Raw genomic sequence first — 17399 nt, 5'->3', positions numbered from 1 at the left:
AAGATTAGCACTAATTGCCCCTGCGGCGCTAGACGACGATGGCGCTGCCGTGCAGCAGTTCCTGGTGGCGCGCATTGATGGCCGCCACGGCATCCTTGCCGCGCGCCATGCCGGTGGCGTGGATTTCCGTTTCCTGCGTGTAGCGCTGGCTGACGCGCACCGTGTAGGACTGGAACAGCCAGCTCCAGAAGTTCGTTTCATAGACGGCTTCATCCATGTCGCGCCATTTGACGCCCGTGAGTTTCTTTTTCCACGGCAAGATGCCGGATGCCAGCCACACGCCCGCCTCATCGTAGTACAGCTGGTAGCTGCGTATCGTCAGCAGGCGGTAGCCGACGATCAGGGCCGAGCCGACCAGCACGATGAAGGCGGCGCGCGTGTTGTACTTGAAGGCCAGCGGCAGGGCGGCAAAAAATAGCAGCACGGCAATGAGGAAGGTGCTGACATAGGCGGTCCAGGATTTGCCGCACAAAAAGGTGGCGCGCTGGCCGGCGCTGGTGGCGATGTAGTCGGTCATGGCGTGGGAGGGCAACAGGGAAAATGGATCATCGCATGGAACGCGGTGGCCCCGCTCATTTTTTCAATCTCATCGCTTCAACCCTTCCTGCAGCATGCCCAGCATGTCATTGGCCGACATGCGCGCGGCCGCATCGCTGCCTTCCAACAGACTGTCGGCCAGGTCGCGCTTGTGCTGGTGCAATTCGACGATGCCTTCCTCGATCGTATGTTTCGCCACCAGGCGGTAGATGGTGACGGGGCGCAATTGCCCCATGCGGTGGGCGCGGTCCGAGGCCTGGTCTTCCACGGCCGGGTTCCACCACGGATCCATGTGGATCACGTAATCGGCCGCCGTCAAATTGATGCCCATGCCGCCCGCCTTCAGGCTGATGAGGAAAACATCGCCGTCGCCCGCCTGGAAGGCGTCGACGCGGCGCTTGCGCTCCTGCATCGGCGTACTGCCGTCGAGATACTGGTAGCGCACGCCATGCTGTTCCAGATGCTGGCGGATCAGGGTCAAATGGTCGACGAACTGGCTGAAGACGAGCACCTTGTGGCGGTTTTCTAGCAAGCCCGACAGCAGTTGGGCGAACGCCGCCAGCTTGCTGCTGGCCAGGCCCAATTCCGGCGCCACCAGTTGCGGATTGCAGCAGGCGCGGCGCAGCCTCATGATCTCGGCCAGGATCTGGATGGCTTTCTTGGATGCCGGCCCTTCCACCATGGCCAGCTTTTCCAGCGCTTCGCGGCGCAACGATTCGTACAGCGCCGTTTCCTGCGGCGACAATTCCACTTCCAGCACGATTTCCGTGCGCGACGGCAATTCCGACAGCACTTGCGTCTTTGTCCGGCGCAGGATGAACGGCGCGATCAAACGGCGCAGCCGCAAGCGCGCACCGGCCGCCGCCCGCTTGTCCTGATCCTTCTCGATCGGCCCGGCGAAGCGCAGGTTGAACTGGTCGAGGGTGCCCAGCAAGCCGGGGTTGATGAAGCGGAACAGGTTCCACAATTCGCCCAGGTGGTTTTCCAGCGGCGTGCCGCTGGCCACCATGCGGAAGTCGCCTTGCAGGGCCATCACGGCTTGCGAGCGCTTGGTCGCGCCATTCTTGATCGCCTGCGCTTCGTCGAGCACGATCGTATGCCAGTGCACGCCGGCAAACATGGCCGCTTCCTGCTGCAGCAAGCCATAGCTGGCCACCACCACGTCGAACGGCTGCAATGTTTCCAGCATGTCGGCGCGGTCGCCGCTGCCGAACAGTTTGATGTTCAAGGTGGGCGCGAAGCGCTGCGCTTCGCTGATCCAGTTCATGCACACGGACGTGGGGGCGACGACGAGGGTGGGGCCGTTCGGCGCGCGCGCCAGGATCAGCGCCAGCGCTTGTAACGTCTTGCCGAGTCCCATGTCGTCGGCCAGGCAGGCGCCCACGCCCCAGTGCGCCAGGCGCGCCAGCCATTCGTAGCCGGCCAGCTGATAGTCGCGCAAGTCCGCCTGCAGTGTGCTGGGCAGTTGCGGTTGATAGTCGTCGAGGGCGCGCAGGCGCAGCAAGTGTTCGCGCCACAATTTGTCGGCGTTCACGCCGCCCGCATCGTTGGCCAGCTCTTCCAGCGCAAACGCGGCCAGCGGGTGGATGTGCACGCCGTCGGCATGCGCCTCGCCATACGCGGCCAGTTCCGACAGGCGCCGGTGCAGCTCGTCGCTGAGGGCCAGGAACTGGTTGTCGCCCAAGGCCACGAAGCGGCTTTTATTGTTCTGCATCAAGTCGAGCAGGGCGCGCAAATCCATCACCTTGTCTTCATCGATCTGCACCTCGCCGCTGGCGGCAAACCAATCTTTTTCACTCTTGATATTCAGGCGCATCTGGCCGCTGTCGATGCGTTTCGACACGCGCATGGTTTCGCCCTCGGGCCACGCCAATACCATGCCATTCGGGTCGAGCGCTTGCAGCTCGACCAGCAATTGCAGGCCCAGCGCTGGCTGGCCCAGCAGCCACTCGCCATGCTCTTCTTCCGCCTCTTCCAGCACCAGGCATTTCCCGATCAGCTGGCGCTGCGCTTCGCGTTCCGCGTTCAGGTCGCGCCGCGCTTGCACGGCACGGCCTGCCACATCGGCAAACACGCTTTCGGCGCCGCTGCCGGGCGCATAGTAGGCGCCGTTGTCGAGCAGTGGGCGGACTAAAATCTGCATTTTCAGGCCCTGCTGGTAGGGCAGCAAATGCACGTGCAGGCGGTGGTCGGCCGTGATCGCTTCCGCGTCGCCGGCGCCGCCGCCGATGTCCGATTGCACGGTGACCATGGACGAGATGGCGCCGATCGCCTGCATCACTTGTTTTTCCGCATGCAGGGGCACGGACAGGCCCAGGCCCACGATGGCGCCGATGCGCCGGTGCTCGTCGAGGATGTGCACCACGCGCAGGCGCGTCGGCGTTTCCCTTTGCACCACGACATTGCTGCCGCTGTCGGGCAGTGGTGGTTGCATGCCCAGCCACAGCTGCCCCTCGTGCGACTTGATCAGCAGCTCCGGCGCGCCGGCGATCAGTTCCACTCTCGTGTCGGGATTATCGAGCCAGAACACGAGCGGGTGGCCGACGAGCAGGACGGCGGCCTTGTCGAGCTCGACTTCATAGCGCGGCGCCGATGAATAGTATTGTTTGAACGGCGCGATGCTGCCGGCCGCGCGCGCGTCTTGCGGCGTGAGGAAATCGATGTCGCCCGCTTCCTCGGCCAGGCGTTTCAGGCCCATGGCGCGGCCCTTGCTCCAGCCGCCGCGTGCGTCGCGTTTCTGCTCGCGCACTTCCACTGCAGTGAGACCAAAGCGAGGATCGAACGCCACCAGCCATACGAGCCGCGACACGCCGCCCAGCGCTTCGGCGGGCGCGTTCTGCTGCAGGTTGATGAGCGCACTCAGCTGGCGCTGCCACGCTTCCTGGCGTTCGAACCACGGCGCCATGTCCGTCAATCCATGTTGCGCCCGCTTGGCCGTGGCATAGCGCTCCTGCTGCGGCTCGCCCATCAAGCCCAGCAAGCCGGCCGCCTGCGCGGCGATCAAATCGTAGCCGGCGGCGTCCGCTTGCTGCACCAGGGCTCGCAACTGGTCCTTGCGTTCGGCCAGTTGTGGTAGCGCCAGCCAGTAGTACAGCAAGGCCTGGAACAGCTGCGGCTGCAGTCCCGTTTCCCAACTGCGCGTGGAAATGCTTTCCGCCTGCTGCACGCCGGCGCGCACGAGGCGCAAGGTGTTCAGTTGCTGGTAGACGATGCTGTCGTGGTTCGGCTGCGCGTGCAGCGCGATATCGAGATAGGTTTCCGCGTTTTTCAGCAGCTTGGCATCGTTGCCGCGCAATAGCGCCAGCACGTACAAATGGCCGCCGATGCCGGTGAAGCACAGCTTGCGCTTGCCCGCCTCCTTGCGCAGCCCTTTCAAGGCCGTTTCAAAGCCGGCCACGGCGTGCGCATGTTCGCCGCGCAACAGGGCGATGCTGCTGTCGACAAACAGCGCCTGCGGCCCCTGCTGGCCCGCCAGGTAACGGGCGGTCGCGTCGAGTTCGCCGCACAGCAGGGCGTCTTCTGCCAGGGCCAACGGCAGGGCGGCGCCGATATGGTCGCCGGCGGCCGCCTGGCGCGCATGGTGGGCGCGCGCATACGTGCGGATGGCGTGCGCCGTGGCCGGTTCGCGCGGAGCGTTGCCCAGCAGCACGGCGAGGATGTCGTCCTGCAGCTGCGGCATGACGAAAGACAGCATTTCCGGTTCGAACGGGCGGCCGAAAATCTCGATCAGCGGATGCAGCTGCTGCGCTTCATAGCAGGCCATGCAGGCGGCCAGGATGGCGGCCACGTGGCGCACCTCGTCGTTGCGCAGCAGGGCGATGCGCAAGCGCGCCACGCCTTGCCGGTAGCTGCGCAATTCCACATAGCCATCCCAGTTGCGGCGCACGGGGTTGATCAGCTCGATGGCCTGGCACAGGTCGCGAAACACCAGGTGCTCGATGGCGGCGCGCATGGCGGGCCAGCGCAATTTCGCTTCGCAGGCAAAGCCCCGTCCCACCACTTCGGACGCCAGCGCGTGCCGCGTCAAATGCTGCAGCATGTTCGTGACGGTGAGCAGGGCGAACGGCGTGCCATCCGGCTCGACGACATTGGCGCGCTGCAAGTGTTCATACACGGCATGCTTGCCCACCGGTTCGCCCGCGATGGCCAGCAGGGCCAGGATCATCTGTTCGTGCTGCTCCAGTGCGGCAAATTCGTCAAGCAAGAGCTGGTCTGTCATGCGGGCAAATTGGCGATGTGGACAGGGGCTGTGCCGGCCGCCACTGGCAGGCCGAACACGCGCTGGTAGAAATACAGTTCCGCGTCCAGGGTGCGCACGATGTTTTCCGCCTTGCGGAAGCCGTGGCCCTCGCCTTCGAGCGGCACATACGCGACAGGCACGCCGCGCGCCTGCAGGGCGTCGACCATCAGCTGCGACTGCTGCGGCGGCACCACCTTGTCGTCGAGGCCCTGGAAGAAGATCATCGGGCGCGACAGTTTATCCGTGTGGTGGATGGGCGAGCGCTCAAGGTACAGCGCCTCGGCTTGCGGCTGCGAAGCGATCAGGTAATCGGTGTAGCGCGATTCGAACTTGTGCGAATCGTCATCCAGGCCCTTCAGGTCGGACACGCCATAGTAGCTGGCGCCCGCCTTGAAGACGTCGTGGAACGTCAGTGCGCACAGGGTCGTCAGGCCGCCCGCGCTGCCGCCGCGGATGATCAGGCGTTCCGGGTCGGCCAGGCCGTTGGCGGCCAGGTAGCGCGCGCCGGCGATGCAGTCTTCCACGTCGACGATACCCCACTGGCCGCGCAGCGCGTCGCGGTATTCGCGGCCGAAGCCGCTGCTGCCGCCATAGTTGACGTCGAGCACGCCGATGCCGCGGCTGGTCCAGTACTGCGTCGCCAGCTTTAATGTATTGCTGGCCATGCTGGTGGGTCCGCCGTGGCTGATGACAATGACGGGCGGCAAGGTTCCCGCCGGCGCCTGCACGTCGGTGTTGTGCGGCGCATAGAAGAAGGCGTAGGCCGTGCGGCCATTGCTACTAGGGAAACTCAAGCTGCGCGGCACGGACAAATACTCAAGCGCGGGCAAGTGTGCGATCGATTGCGCCAGCACTTCCAGCTCATGGTTGGACAAATCGATGCGCGCCAGTTCCAGCGCGATGGTCGGGCTGCCGCCCAGCAGCGCGACGAAGCCGGGGCCCACGCGCAGTTCGCGGATTTCCTGGTATGGGTGCGGTATCGGCTCGAGCTTGGCCGCCGCCACGTTCAATTGCGCCAGGTAGCTGACGCCGGCCTGGATATACGTGCAGACGATCTCGTCGTCGGAAAGGAAACCGTACATGCTGCCGCCGAAGGTCCAGTGCGGCGTGGCAAATTCCGCTTCCATCGGGCACAGCGCCTCGATGTCGGCGCCGTGCAGACGGTACAAATTCCACCAGCCGCTGCTGTCGGAAACGAAGTGCAGCAAGCCGTTCGGCGACCATTCCGGCTGGCAAATCGACTCGCGCGCGCCGCCGGCGATCAGGCGTGGCGACCCGAGGCTGCCGTCCGCCTGCACGTCGGCCAGCCACAGTTCCGTGCCTTGCCACGGCAGGCGCGGGTGATCCCAGCTGATCCAGGCCAGCTGGCTGCCGTCCGGCGACAAACGCGGCGCCGCATAAAAATCGTGACCGCGCGCCAGCACCGTTTCACGCCCGTCGAAGCCGACGGCCGCCAGGCTGTTTTCCGGATGCGCATGGCCTTCCGCCGGGTGCTGTTCGCGCACGGCGATCAAGCGGGAACGGGCCGCATCGACGACGAAGTCCGCATGGCGCGTGTTGCCGCCCGTGGTGAACGCTTCAGGCGCGCCGTCGCCGCTCACGCGGTACAGGCAATTGTCGGCGAAATGCGAAAAATACACGGTATCGCCGGCCACGGCATACGCGCCGCCGCCGTATTCATGCACGCGGGTGCGCACATTGAACGGCGCCGGCGTCAGTTCATCGACACGCGCGCCGCGCTGGCGCAGCAGGGTATTGCGGCCCGCCTCGCTGGCGCGCCCGGCCAGCCAGAACACGTCGGCCCCATCCGCACCGCCCAGGGCCAGCTGCGTCAGCGGCGAGGCGCCGGCGGCGACGATGGCCGCGCTGATCGGCGATGGCCAGATGCCATAAGGGGTGCTGGATGCGGTCGAGGTCATGCGGGCTCCGTGTAGTGAGGGGATCAAGGGTCGCCAGGCAGGGTCAGGGCGCGCGGCGGCGTGCATCATCATAATGGAAGGGCTGGCACAACGAAAGTCATCGGTGTGCGTGGCAAATGCTGCAAAGCGGCACCGGAATCAATGATTTGGCGGCGATTGGATGCGATAATACCGCTTCTTCAAGCTCGATTGCCTGCCATGCCACAATTTGCTCCGCTCCAGAATGATACTTTCCTGCGTGCCCTGCTGCGCCAGCCAACCGAGCACACCCCTGTCTGGCTGATGCGCCAGGCGGGCCGCTATTTGCCCGAATACCGCGCCACGCGCGAGCGGGCCGGCTCCTTCCTGGGCCTGGCAAAGAATCCCGATTACGCCACGGAAGTGACCTTGCAGCCGCTGGAGCGCTTCCCGCTCGATGCGGCCATTCTGTTTTCCGACATCCTGACGGTGCCCGACGCCATGGGCCTGGGCCTGTATTTTGCCGATGGCGAAGGGCCGAAGTTCGAGCGTCCGCTGCGCACGGAGCAGGACGTGAAGGCGCTGCAAGTGCCGGACCTGGAGTCGCTCGACTATGTTTTCAAGGCCGTCACGCAAATCCGCACGGAACTCAATGGCCGCGTGCCGCTGATCGGTTTTTCCGGCAGCCCGTGGACCCTGGCGTGCTACATGGTGGAAGGCGGCGGCTCGAAAGAATTCCACACCATCAAGAAGATGCTGTACAACCGCCCGGACCTGATGCACCACATCCTGGCCATCAACGCCACCTCCGTGGCGCAATACCTGAATGCGCAAATCGATGCCGGCGCGCAAGCCGTGATGATTTTCGATTCCTGGGGCGGTGCGCTGGCCGACGGCGCCTACCAGGAATTCTCGCTGGCCTACATGCAGCAAGTGGTGGCACAGCTGAAACGCGACAAGGATGGCGTCAAGATTCCCGCCATCGTGTTTACCAAGGGCGGCGGCCAGTGGATCGAGCAGATCGCCGACATCGGCGCCGATGCCGTGGGCCTGGACTGGACCGTCAACCTGACGCGCGCGCGCCAGCTGGTCGGTCATAAAGTGGGCTTGCAGGGCAATCTCGACCCGGCCATCCTGTTCGCCAGCCCCGAGCAGATCCGCGCCGAAGTGGCGAAAGTGCTCAACGCCTTTGGCGCGCCATCGGCCGGCACGGGTCACGTATTCAACCTGGGCCATGGTATTTCCCAGTTCACGCCGCCGGAATCCGTGGAAGCCATGGTGGAAGCCGTGCACAGCATGAGCCGCGCCATGCGCAGCGGCCAGTAAGTATTCGCTTCCCCCTGGTTCAGGGACAAGAAAAGGCAGGCTTTCCAGCGGAAGCCTGCCTTTTTCTTTGCTGCGCCCTAGCAAGAAATACCGACTTATGCACAATTTTTTTTGCTGCGGAAATAAGAGGCACCCTAAAAGCCATGCCCGGGGATGCTCTGCAAGTGCTTGATTATTAAGACATAAAAAATCCATTGTTCGGCGGACTTTGTTGCTATTGATAAGGTTATTCTTTCGTTCGCTTGCCTTATTCCTTCATTGTCCACAAAGTTATCAACAGATTCTGTGGATAAAATTGAAAAGTATTTTGTTAACCGATACTTAGCGCCGATGTTCAGGTTTCACCTGAAGTGCATGTTGCAGTGCATGATAATTGAACAATGTTTCGCCGCTCGTCAGCTAAAAACGAACGCTTGCCCGGCAATTGTCAACTTTGCTTCATTCCTCCCGTATTTTTGCGGATCGCATGCATCAAAACGGTGCTGATTTCTGTATAAATACATTACAAATGGTTCAGTTATGCACAGCGGCGGAAATGCCCTGTGGATTTATGGCTTCCCGGGCATCAATTTTTAAGCCATTGATTTTAAAAGGGTAATTTTTCTTGCGTGCCGCTCTTGACGGCGATCGAAATTTTCTGTCCACATTTTTCTGAAAGTTAATTTTGCTTTGTCCACAAAGTTATCCACAGAATTTTCTTCAGGCACGATGACACGCTGTCCTGCCTGCCGTTAGGTGTTTGATGGGCGAAACAAGTATCATGGCCCGCTGGCTTGATGCCGGACATCCCGCGCGCCACCGACCCTGCGGCGCGCTTTTTTATTGAGATAGGCCCACCTCCCATGTCGCAGTGCATTTTGACGTCGTGCATCCTGAAAATCGCGCTCGACACGCCCTTGAACGCCCTGTTCGACTACCGCTGGAACGCGGCGGCCGATGCCGGTGCGGACGCTGCCGCACCGCAGCCGCAAGTGGGACAGTTGGCGCTGGTGCCGTTCGGCCGGCGCGAAGTGATGGGGCTGATCGTCGGCGTCTCCGACAGCACCGACGTGCCCGCCGCGAAATTGAAGGACGTGCTGGCCGTGCGCAGCCAGCTGGCGCCGCTGTCGGAACAGTGGCTGGCGCTGGCCGCCTTTGCCGCCGATTACTACCAGCGCCCGCTCGGTGAAGTGGCGCTGCCCGGTTTGCCGAAGAATTTGCGCGTGCTCACCACCGTGGCGCTGGACCGCGCCATCAAGAAGCTGGGCAAGCTGGCCGACGCGCACGACGGCACGCCGCTGAACATGCCGGCGCTCAACCCGGCGCAGCAGGAAGCGGCGGACGCCATCGGCGGCGCCCAGGGTTTCAAGCCCACCCTGCTGTACGGCGTGACGGGCAGCGGCAAGACGGAAGTGTATCTGCAAGCCTGCGCCCAGGTGCTGGCGCGCGAGGACGATGCGCAAATCCTGATTCTGGTGCCAGAAATCAACCTCACGCCCCAGCTGGAAGGCAATATCCGTGCGCGCTTTCCCGGCGTCATGCTGGCGACCTTGCACAGCAGCCTGTCCGAGGGCGAGCGCATGCTGCACTGGCTGGCTGGCCACCAGGGCCAGGCGCGCATCGTGCTCGGCACGCGGCTGGCCATCCTGGCGTCGTTGCCTAAGCTCAAACTGATCGTCATCGACGAAGAACACGATCCTTCCTACAAGCAGCAGGAAGGCTTGCGCTATTCGGCGCGCGACCTGGCCGTGTGGCGCGCCTGGCAATTGCGAATTCCCATCGTACTCGGTTCGGCCACGCCCTCGCTGGAAAGCTGGCACCACGCACAGACGGGGCGCTATCGCAAGCTGGAATTGCGCGAACGGGCCGTCAGGAATGCGGTGTTGCCGCGCGTCAAGATCCTGGACATGGAGCGCGACAAGCCGAAAGATGGCCTGACTTCGCATCTGGTAGCCGCCTTGAAACTGCGCATGGAGCGCGGTGAGCAGTCGCTGCTGTTCCTGAACCGGCGCGGCTATTCGCCCGTCATCTGCTGCGAATCGTGCGGCTGGATCAGCAATTGCACGCGTTGCACCTCGTTCATGGTGCTGCACAAGCCAGAACACCGCTTGCGTTGCCACCATTGCAGCCTGGAACTGCGCATCCCCCGCCATTGCCCCACGTGCGGCAACGTCGACTTGCAGCCGCTGGGACGCGGCACGCAAAGGGTGGAAGAGGGCTTGCAGCAATTGTTTCCCGAGGCGCGGATTTTGCGCATCGACGCCGATTCCACGCGCAAGAAAGGCAGCGCGCAGGAAGCGTTCGACACTGTGCACCGGGGCGAAGTCGATATTCTGATCGGCACGCAGATGGTGGCCAAGGGCCACGATTTCAAAAAACTGACCCTGGTCGGCATCTTGAATCCGGACACGGCCCTGTTTTCGCAGGATTACCGGGCCAGCGAACGGCTGTTCGCGCAATTGATGCAGGTGGCGGGCCGCGCCGGGCGTGCCGCGCAGACGGAAGGGGGCAGCGTCAGTGAAGTGCTGATCCAGACGCGCTATGCGCGCCATCCGCTGTACGACGCCGTCGTCAACCACGATTACGACCACTTCGCCACCACCTTGCTGGAAGAGCGGGCCCAGGCGGCGCTGCCGCCCTACCTGTTCCAGGCCCTGCTGCGCGCCGAGGCGCCCGAGCTGGCGACGGCCATCGAATTCCTGCAGGCGGCGAAAGAGTGCATGGAACACCCGCAGGTGACCATCAATGACCCGATTCCCATGAGCATGACGCGTGTGTACAACGTGGACCGCGCCCAGCTGCTGCTGGAATCGCCCTCGCGGCCCGCGCTGCAAGCGTTCCTGAAGGAATGGTTAGCGGAGCTGCGCGCCATGAAGACGCGCGTGAAATGGTCGCTGGAAGTGGACCCGCTCGATATCTGAATTACTGCAGGTAATCGCGTGCCGACTTGACGATCTGTTCCGACAGCAGCTTGGTAAACGGCGTGTCCAGGGTCCAGGCATGCCAGCTCAGCGGCACGTCCAGGGTGCTGCCCGGCATCAGATCCACGAGACGGTCCGCCGCCAGCGCTGGCGCGGCCAGGCGCTGCGGCATCAGGCCGTAGGCGAGGCCATCCTGGACGCAGCCGCGGCGCGCCGCTTCCACCGGCAAGGTGTGGTGGGGGAATGGTTCACGCATGCTCAATTGTTCAGCGAGGAAACGCGCCAGCAAGCTGTGCTGGCCTACGACAGCTGGTGCCAGTTGCACCGCTTCGGCAATAAAACCGTCGCCAAACCAATGGCCCGCAAACACGGGTGTTGCCACGCAGACATAGCGCAAGGTGCCCAGCGGCGTGACGCTGGTGGCCGCCGCCGCGTCGATCGCTGTGCCGGACCCGGCCGCCACGCAGCCAAACACGGAGCCGTCGCGCACCATTTGCAGGGCGCTGTCGCTGTCGGCCAGGCGTACGTCGAGCTGGCAGCGCGGCGGTGCCAGCAGGGCGGACAAGGTGTCGGGGAACCACGTGGCCAGGCTGTCGGCATCGATGGCGATGGCGATTTCCGGCATGCTGACGCTGTTGCCCAGGTCGATGTCGAGCGATGCTTCCATCAGCTTGACGTTGCGGTGATGCACGATCAGGCGCTGGCCCAGGCCCGTCGGCACGGCTGGCTGGCCACGGATGATCAGCAATCGCCCGCTGGCGTCTTCCAGCGCCTTGATCCGCTGCGAGACGGCCGACTGGGTGATGCCCAGCGCCAGGGCGGCCTTGTCGAAACTGCCATGGCTGGCCACGGCGTCCAGCACGGCCAGCGCGCGATAATCGAGTGATCCCATTAGCTCAGCTTATAAATTTTGAAAATTATTAGTTATACTAATGCATGTATTGCTGCAAAGTAAAACCTTATTTTCGGCAAACGGGTAGTATCGAACGCTGTGAGCAACCTCAGTGGATGGATAGCACCATGAAGACGATACAAGTGGATGTGGCCGTGATCGGCAGCGGCACGGCCGGCATGACGGCGCACAGGGCGGCGCGCATGCATGACAAGCGTGTGCTGATGATAGAAAGCGGACCGTACGGCACGACCTGCGCCAGGGTGGGCTGCATGCCCAGCAAACTCCTGATCGCGGCGGCCGAGGCGGCCCATGCGGTGGCTGCCGCGCCCGCTTTCGGCGTGCATCCGGGGCCTGTGCGCATCGATGGCCGGCAAGTGATGGCCAGGGTACGGAGCGAACGCGACCGCTTTGTCGGCTTCGTGCTCGACGGCGTCAATGCCATTCCCGACGACGAAAAACTGCGCGGCCATGCACGCTTCATCGCCCCTGGCAAGCTGCAGGTGGATGAGCATACGATCGTCGAGGCCACCAGCGTGGTGATCGCCACCGGTTCCACGCCCATCGTGCCGCCCGAGTGGCAGGCGGCGGGAGAAAGAGTCATCACCAGCGACGCCGTGTTCGAGTGGACGGATTTGCCCAGCTCGGTGGCCGTGGTTGGCAGCGGCGTCATCGGCCTGGAGCTGGGCCAGGCGCTGGCACGGCTGGGCGTGCGCGTGACCCTGTTTGCGCGCGGCAATAAAGTCGCGCAGCTGACGGATCCGCTGGTGCTGCGCGAGGCGGACGCCGTGCTGGCGCGCGAACTCGATATCCGTTTCATGACCAAGGTCGCGCACATGGCAAAAGCGCCGGACGGCAGCGGTATCGTGCTGACCAGCCGCGATGACGCCGGCGTGGAAAAAACCGAGCAGTTCGAGTATGTGCTGGCCGCCATCGGCCGCGCGCCGAACGTGGACAAGATCGGCCTGGAAACGGCGCAAATCGAGCTCGACCGTCACGGTATTCCCTTGTACGATCCGCACACCATGCAGTGCGGCAAGAGCGCCATCTTCATCGCCGGCGACGCCGACAACGAGTTACCGCTGCTGCCCGAAGCGGCCGACGAGGGCCGCATCGCGGGCGACAACGCGGCGCGCTTTCCTGACGTCAAACCGGGCTTGCGCCGTACGCCGTTGACGATCGCCTTCACGGAACCGCAGATCGCCACTGTGGGCGCGACGTACCAGCAATTGTGCGTGAGCCACGCGGGCCGCTTCGCCGTCGGCGCCGTGTCGTTCGGCAACCAGGGCCGCAGCCGCGTGATGCTGCAAAACCAGGGCTTGCTGCGCGTATATGCGGAGTTCGGCAGCAAGCGTTTTCTCGGCGCCGAGCTGATCGGCCCACGGGCGGAACACCTGGGCCATCTGCTGGCCTGGGCATGCCAATCCCAGCTGACGGTGCCGGCCATGCTCGACATGCCGTTCTACCACCCCGTCATCGAAGAAGGCGTGCGCACGGCCTTGCGCGAGCTGGCGCTGCACCTGGAAAAAGACCCGGAACACGCGCCCGGCTGCGCCGACTGCACACCGGGACCTTGAAGGCAACTTTATGATTTACATAATTTTGTAGACAAGCTCACATGATTGCGCGATCATCGCTGCCACATTGAAATATTGATTAAAAGCAAAAAACATTTCAATTGGCACATGCCGCCCATGCCGCAATGGTAAAAAGGGTGGCGGCTGGCGATGACACGGAGACGATGTGAAAATTCGGCGCATTTACGCGGGAGAACTCGCCCTGGGCGTGGCCCTGCCCTGGGACGTGCACGGCGAAACGGGCAGCTTGCTGGCCAGGCTGGGCCATGTCATCAGCAGCGAGAACCAGATCGCATTGCTGCTGGCGCACGGCGTCATCGCCGATACCAGCGCGGACGTGCCGCGCACGGCCACAGAAGCACCGTCGGCCCTGCGCATGCTCAACCTCGTCACGGCGGGCCTGGCCCTCGTCTTGCCGGCCATTGCCGCCGGGCAGGCGGGCAGCCATGCATCCCTCGCGCCGCTGGCGCAGCTGGTGGAAGAGGCTGTTGTTCTGGATGCCGACGTGGCGCTGGCCTGCATCCTGCACAACCAGGGCGCGGGCGACTTTGCCGTGCGCCACAGCGTCGATACGGCAGTCATCACGGCCTTGCTGGCGCGCGCCCTGAAACTCGATGATGGCGTGATCCGCAGCGTGCTGCTGGCCGCGCTGAGCATGAATGTGGGCATGCTGGAACGCCATGCGGATTTCCAGCACAAGGCGGGGCCGCTGGACGCGCAGGAACGCGCCTATTTGCGCGCCCATCCGCAAGCCGGTGTCGATTTGCTGCGCGCGGCTGGCGTGACGGATGCCGTCTGGCTGCAAGCCGTGCTGCAGCACCATGAAAATATCGATGGCAGCGGTTATCCGCTGGGCACGCAAGGCGAGGCGATCGGCATCGGCGCGCGCCTGATCATGCTGGCCGACCGCTATTGCGCGCGCGTATCGAAGCGCAGCTACCGCCAGCCTTTGCTGCCGAACGTGGCCCTGCGCGAAATGCTGATGGCCGACAAGGCCACCCTCGATGCGCCGCTGGCCTCGCTGCTGGTGCGCGAGCTGGGCATCTACCCGGTCGGCACCTTCGTCAAACTGTTGAATGGGGAAGTCGGCGTCGTCACGCGCAAGGGGCTGAATGCCACCACGCCCCATGTGCAGTCGCTGGTCGGCCCCCGCGGCGCGCGCCTGGAAGTGCCGCTGCGGCGCGATACGCGCGTGGACTTGCATGCGATTCGCGAAGTGCTGAGCGCCGAGCAGGCGGGACTCCAGTTTCGCCCCGATCAGTTGTGGGGCCGCAGCGCGCGAATTTGATTTAGTTCAGCAAGCCCGCATCGAGCCGTCCTTCAAGCGCCAGTTCGCGCATGATGCGCACCGTGTCGATGTCGGACTCCTTGTAGGCCGAGCGGCGGAAGTCGTCGTACAGGGCATTGGCCGCGTCGGTGGCCGCGTCGTGGCCGTCGTCGTACTGGAAGCGCACCCACATGCTCGCTTCGTCGGGCATTTCGATGGTCATCACCAGCGAGGACGCGCTGATATCCTGTTGCGCCGGCACTTCGTAGCGCACCTGCAGTTGCGGTATCAGCACCACCTTGTCGTTGATGACCAGCTCGCCATAGCGCAGGCTGCGCGCGAAACCGGCGTCGCTGCGTTCGCTGATCTGGCATTCGTCGAGGTGCGGCACGAACAGCTTCGGCGACTCGGCGCGCAAGACCAGGCCGCGCCACACCTGTTCCAGAGTCAAGGTGTCGATCAGCGGGTTCAAGGGATCGTTGATTTCAATCAGGTGTTCAAATTTCATGGGACTGCCATTCGGTAAGTGGGCGCGCACGGGCGATATAGGCGGAATGGTACTCCAGGCGTGGCATCGCCGCACGCATTGAATCGGCCAAGATGGCGGCATATGGCGATATATCAATGACTATGCCTGTTTTTCAGGCAGGGTCCGCCATGCAAATAGCCCATGCGACGCTGTTACAATGGGCTGCTGTTCCCTGCGGAAATACCCTGATGTCCAAAGCACCACAGTTCGGTCTGAATGCGCCCCAAAGTGAAGCGGTTACCTACCTCGACGGCCCTTGCCTCGTGCTGGCGGGCGCCGGTTCGGGCAAGACGCGCGTGATCACGCAAAAGATCGCCCACCTGATCGAAGACCGGGGCTATGACCCGCGCACCATCGCCGCGCTGACCTTCACCAACAAGGCGGCGCTGGAAATGCAGGAACGCATCGCCAAGCTGTTGAAACAGCCGCGCCAGGCCAAGCAGTTGACAGTGTCGACCTTCCACTCGCTGGGCGTGAAAATCCTGCGCCAGGAAGCCAATGGCGTGGGCTTGAAGGACCGCTTTTCCATCATGGACAGCGACGATTGTTTTTCACTCGTGCAAGACCTCGCCATTACCACCGATAAACAGGTCATTCGCGGCATCCAGAATGCCATGTCCCTGTGGAAAAATGGCCTGATCGATCCGGACATGGCGCTGGCGCAAGCCAAGGATGAGGACGAAGCCAACGCGGCGCGCATCTACCGCAGCTATGTCGCGACTTTGTCCGCCTACCAGGCCGTCGATTTCGACGATCTGATCCGCTTGCCGGTGGAACTGTTCCGCAACAACGGCCCCGTGCGCGACAAGTGGCAGCGTCGCCTGCGCTACCTGCTCGTCGACGAATACCAGGATACGAACACTTGCCAGTACGAGCTGGTGAAACTGATGGTGACGGGCATCGGCAAGAAGCCGATGTTTACGGCCGTGGGCGACGACGACCAGGCAATTTACGCGTGGCGTGGCGCCACCGTGGAAAACCTGAAGACCCTGGAAACGGATTTTCCCGATCTGCGCGTGATCAAGCTCGAGCAGAATTACCGCTCCACCATGCGCGTGCTCAACGCGGCCAATGCCGTCATCGGCAACAACCCGAAACTGTTTGAAAAGTCGCTGTGGTCCGAGCACGGCCTGGGCGAACCGATCAAGGTGCTGGGCATGCAGACGGACGAGCAGGAGGCGGAGCAGGTCGCCATCATGATTTCGGCCGACCATTTCGAGCGCAAGAACAAATTTTCCGACTACGCGATTTTGTACCGGGGCAACCACCAGGCGCGCATCATCGAGCAATGCTTGCGCAAGGAACGCATCCCGTACACGATTTCGGGCGGCCAGAGTTTCTTCGACAAGGCCGAGATCAAGGACATCATCAGCTATCTGCGTTTGCTGGCCAACGAAGATGACGATCCGGCTTTCATCCGCGCCGTGACGACGCCGCGCCGTGGCGTGGGGCAATCGACGCTGGAGGTGCTGGGCGCATTTTCGGGGCAGTGGCAGTGCTCGCTGTTCCAGGCCGTGTTCAAAGGCGGCATCGAGGCCAAGCTGACGGACCGCCAGCTGGGGCCGCTGCGCGACTTCTGCAACTTCATCAACGACCTCGAATCGCGCGCCAGCCGTCCCGGCGCGGCCGGCAGCGGCGACAACGCGGCCGAAGTGCTGGACGACATGATGAAGGAAATCCACTACGAATCGTATCTGTACGATGCTTTCGAGGAACGCCAAGCGCAAAGCAAATGGCAGAACGTGCTGGAATTCGTCAACTGGCTCAAGGAACGGGGCCGGGGTGGCAAGGACCGCGACGGCGAAGAAAAGAACGTGCTGGAACTGACGCAGATGGTGGCCCTGATGACCATGCTCGAAGGCAAGGACGAGGAGCAGGACGCCGTGCGCATGTCGACCCTGCACGCGTCGAAAGGTCTCGAGTTTCCGCACGTGTTTCTGGTGGGCGTGGAAGAGGGCATCTTGCCGCACAAGGGCGACCCTGACGCGCCGGCCGAAACCATCGCCGCGCGCATCCAGGAAGAGCGGCGGCTGATGTACGTGGGCATCACGCGGGCCCAGCGCACCTTGCACATCACGTGGTGCAAGAAGCGCAAGCGGGCTGGCGAGCAAGTCCATTGCGACCCGTCGCGCTTCATCAAGGAAATGGAACTCGACGTGGGCGACGCCGTGCCGACGGAGGCGGAAGTGATTTCGCCCAAGGAGCGGTTGGCGCGCATGAAGGCCTTGCTGGCCGCGCCGAAGGGCTAAGCGGC

10 protein-coding genes are annotated in these 17399 nt (G+C 63.3%); 5 read left to right on the top strand and 5 right to left on the bottom strand.

Features of this window, described 5'->3' with window-relative positions; all coding sequences use genetic code 11:
• Positions 1–28: 28 nt before the first annotated feature.
• From KO538_RS19280 to KO538_RS19270, 3 genes are all read right to left on the bottom strand, one after another.
• Positions 29–517, bottom strand: coding sequence for a hypothetical protein (locus tag KO538_RS19280; protein ID WP_070303742.1), 489 nt, complete (start codon positions 515–517; stop codon positions 29–31).
• A gap of 69 nt (positions 518–586) precedes the next feature.
• Entirely contained in the window at positions 587–4756 is a 4170-nt protein-coding gene (locus KO538_RS19275) for a DEAD/DEAH box helicase (protein ID WP_219329342.1), read from the bottom strand.
• Positions 4753–6696 carry a S9 family peptidase gene (locus KO538_RS19270; protein WP_219329341.1) on the bottom strand — a complete coding sequence of 648 codons (1944 nt, stop codon included), beginning with the start codon at positions 6694–6696 and terminating at the stop codon, positions 4753–4755. The genes KO538_RS19275 and KO538_RS19270 overlap by 4 nt, the downstream gene beginning before the upstream one ends.
• Positions 6697–6894: 198 nt before the next feature.
• Between KO538_RS19270 and hemE the strand changes: the two genes are divergently transcribed.
• A complete protein-coding gene (gene hemE, locus KO538_RS19265) occupies positions 6895–7980 on the top strand; it encodes a uroporphyrinogen decarboxylase (RefSeq protein ID WP_072457493.1) in 1086 nt (361 codons plus the stop codon).
• A gap of 842 nt (positions 7981–8822) precedes the next feature.
• On the top strand, positions 8823–10880 hold the full coding sequence (locus KO538_RS19260) for a primosomal protein N' (RefSeq protein ID WP_219329340.1): 2058 nt from the start codon (positions 8823–8825) through the stop codon (positions 10878–10880).
• 1 nt (position 10881) lies between these two features.
• Here KO538_RS19260 and KO538_RS19255 read toward each other — a convergent pair whose 3' ends face one another.
• Complete coding sequence (locus KO538_RS19255) at positions 10882–11772, bottom strand: ArgP/LysG family DNA-binding transcriptional regulator (RefSeq protein WP_219329339.1); 891 nt, start codon at positions 11770–11772, stop codon at positions 10882–10884.
• Positions 11773–11900: 128 nt separating this feature from the next.
• Between KO538_RS19255 and KO538_RS19250 the strand changes: the two genes are divergently transcribed.
• The gene (locus KO538_RS19250; RefSeq protein WP_219329338.1) at positions 11901–13349 is read left to right on the top strand and encodes a dihydrolipoyl dehydrogenase; all 1449 of its coding nucleotides are present in this window, start codon (positions 11901–11903) and stop codon (positions 13347–13349) included.
• A gap of 166 nt (positions 13350–13515) precedes the next feature.
• Positions 13516–14637, top strand: a complete 1122-nt coding sequence (locus tag KO538_RS19245; protein WP_374106863.1) for an HD-GYP domain-containing protein — start codon at positions 13516–13518, stop codon at positions 14635–14637.
• Position 14638: 1 nt separating this feature from the next.
• Here KO538_RS19245 and KO538_RS19240 read toward each other — a convergent pair whose 3' ends face one another.
• Positions 14639–15124, bottom strand: a complete 486-nt coding sequence (locus KO538_RS19240; RefSeq protein WP_046683204.1) for an SRPBCC family protein — start codon at positions 15122–15124, stop codon at positions 14639–14641.
• 209 nt (positions 15125–15333) lie between these two features.
• Between KO538_RS19240 and KO538_RS19235 the strand changes: the two genes are divergently transcribed.
• Positions 15334–17394: a UvrD-helicase domain-containing protein gene (locus KO538_RS19235; protein ID WP_051991465.1), complete on the top strand. Its 2061-nt coding sequence runs from the start codon at positions 15334–15336 to the stop codon at positions 17392–17394.
• The last annotated feature ends 5 nt before the right edge of the window (positions 17395–17399 follow it).

Origin of the sequence: Janthinobacterium sp. NKUCC08_JDC, from assembly GCF_019345575.1 — a bacterium.
GTDB classification, from domain to species: Bacteria; Pseudomonadota; Gammaproteobacteria; order Burkholderiales; family Burkholderiaceae_D; genus Janthinobacterium; species Janthinobacterium aestuarii.
Note: the sequence above shows the minus strand (reverse complement) of the source record. Positions and strands in the feature narration are given on the sequence as shown.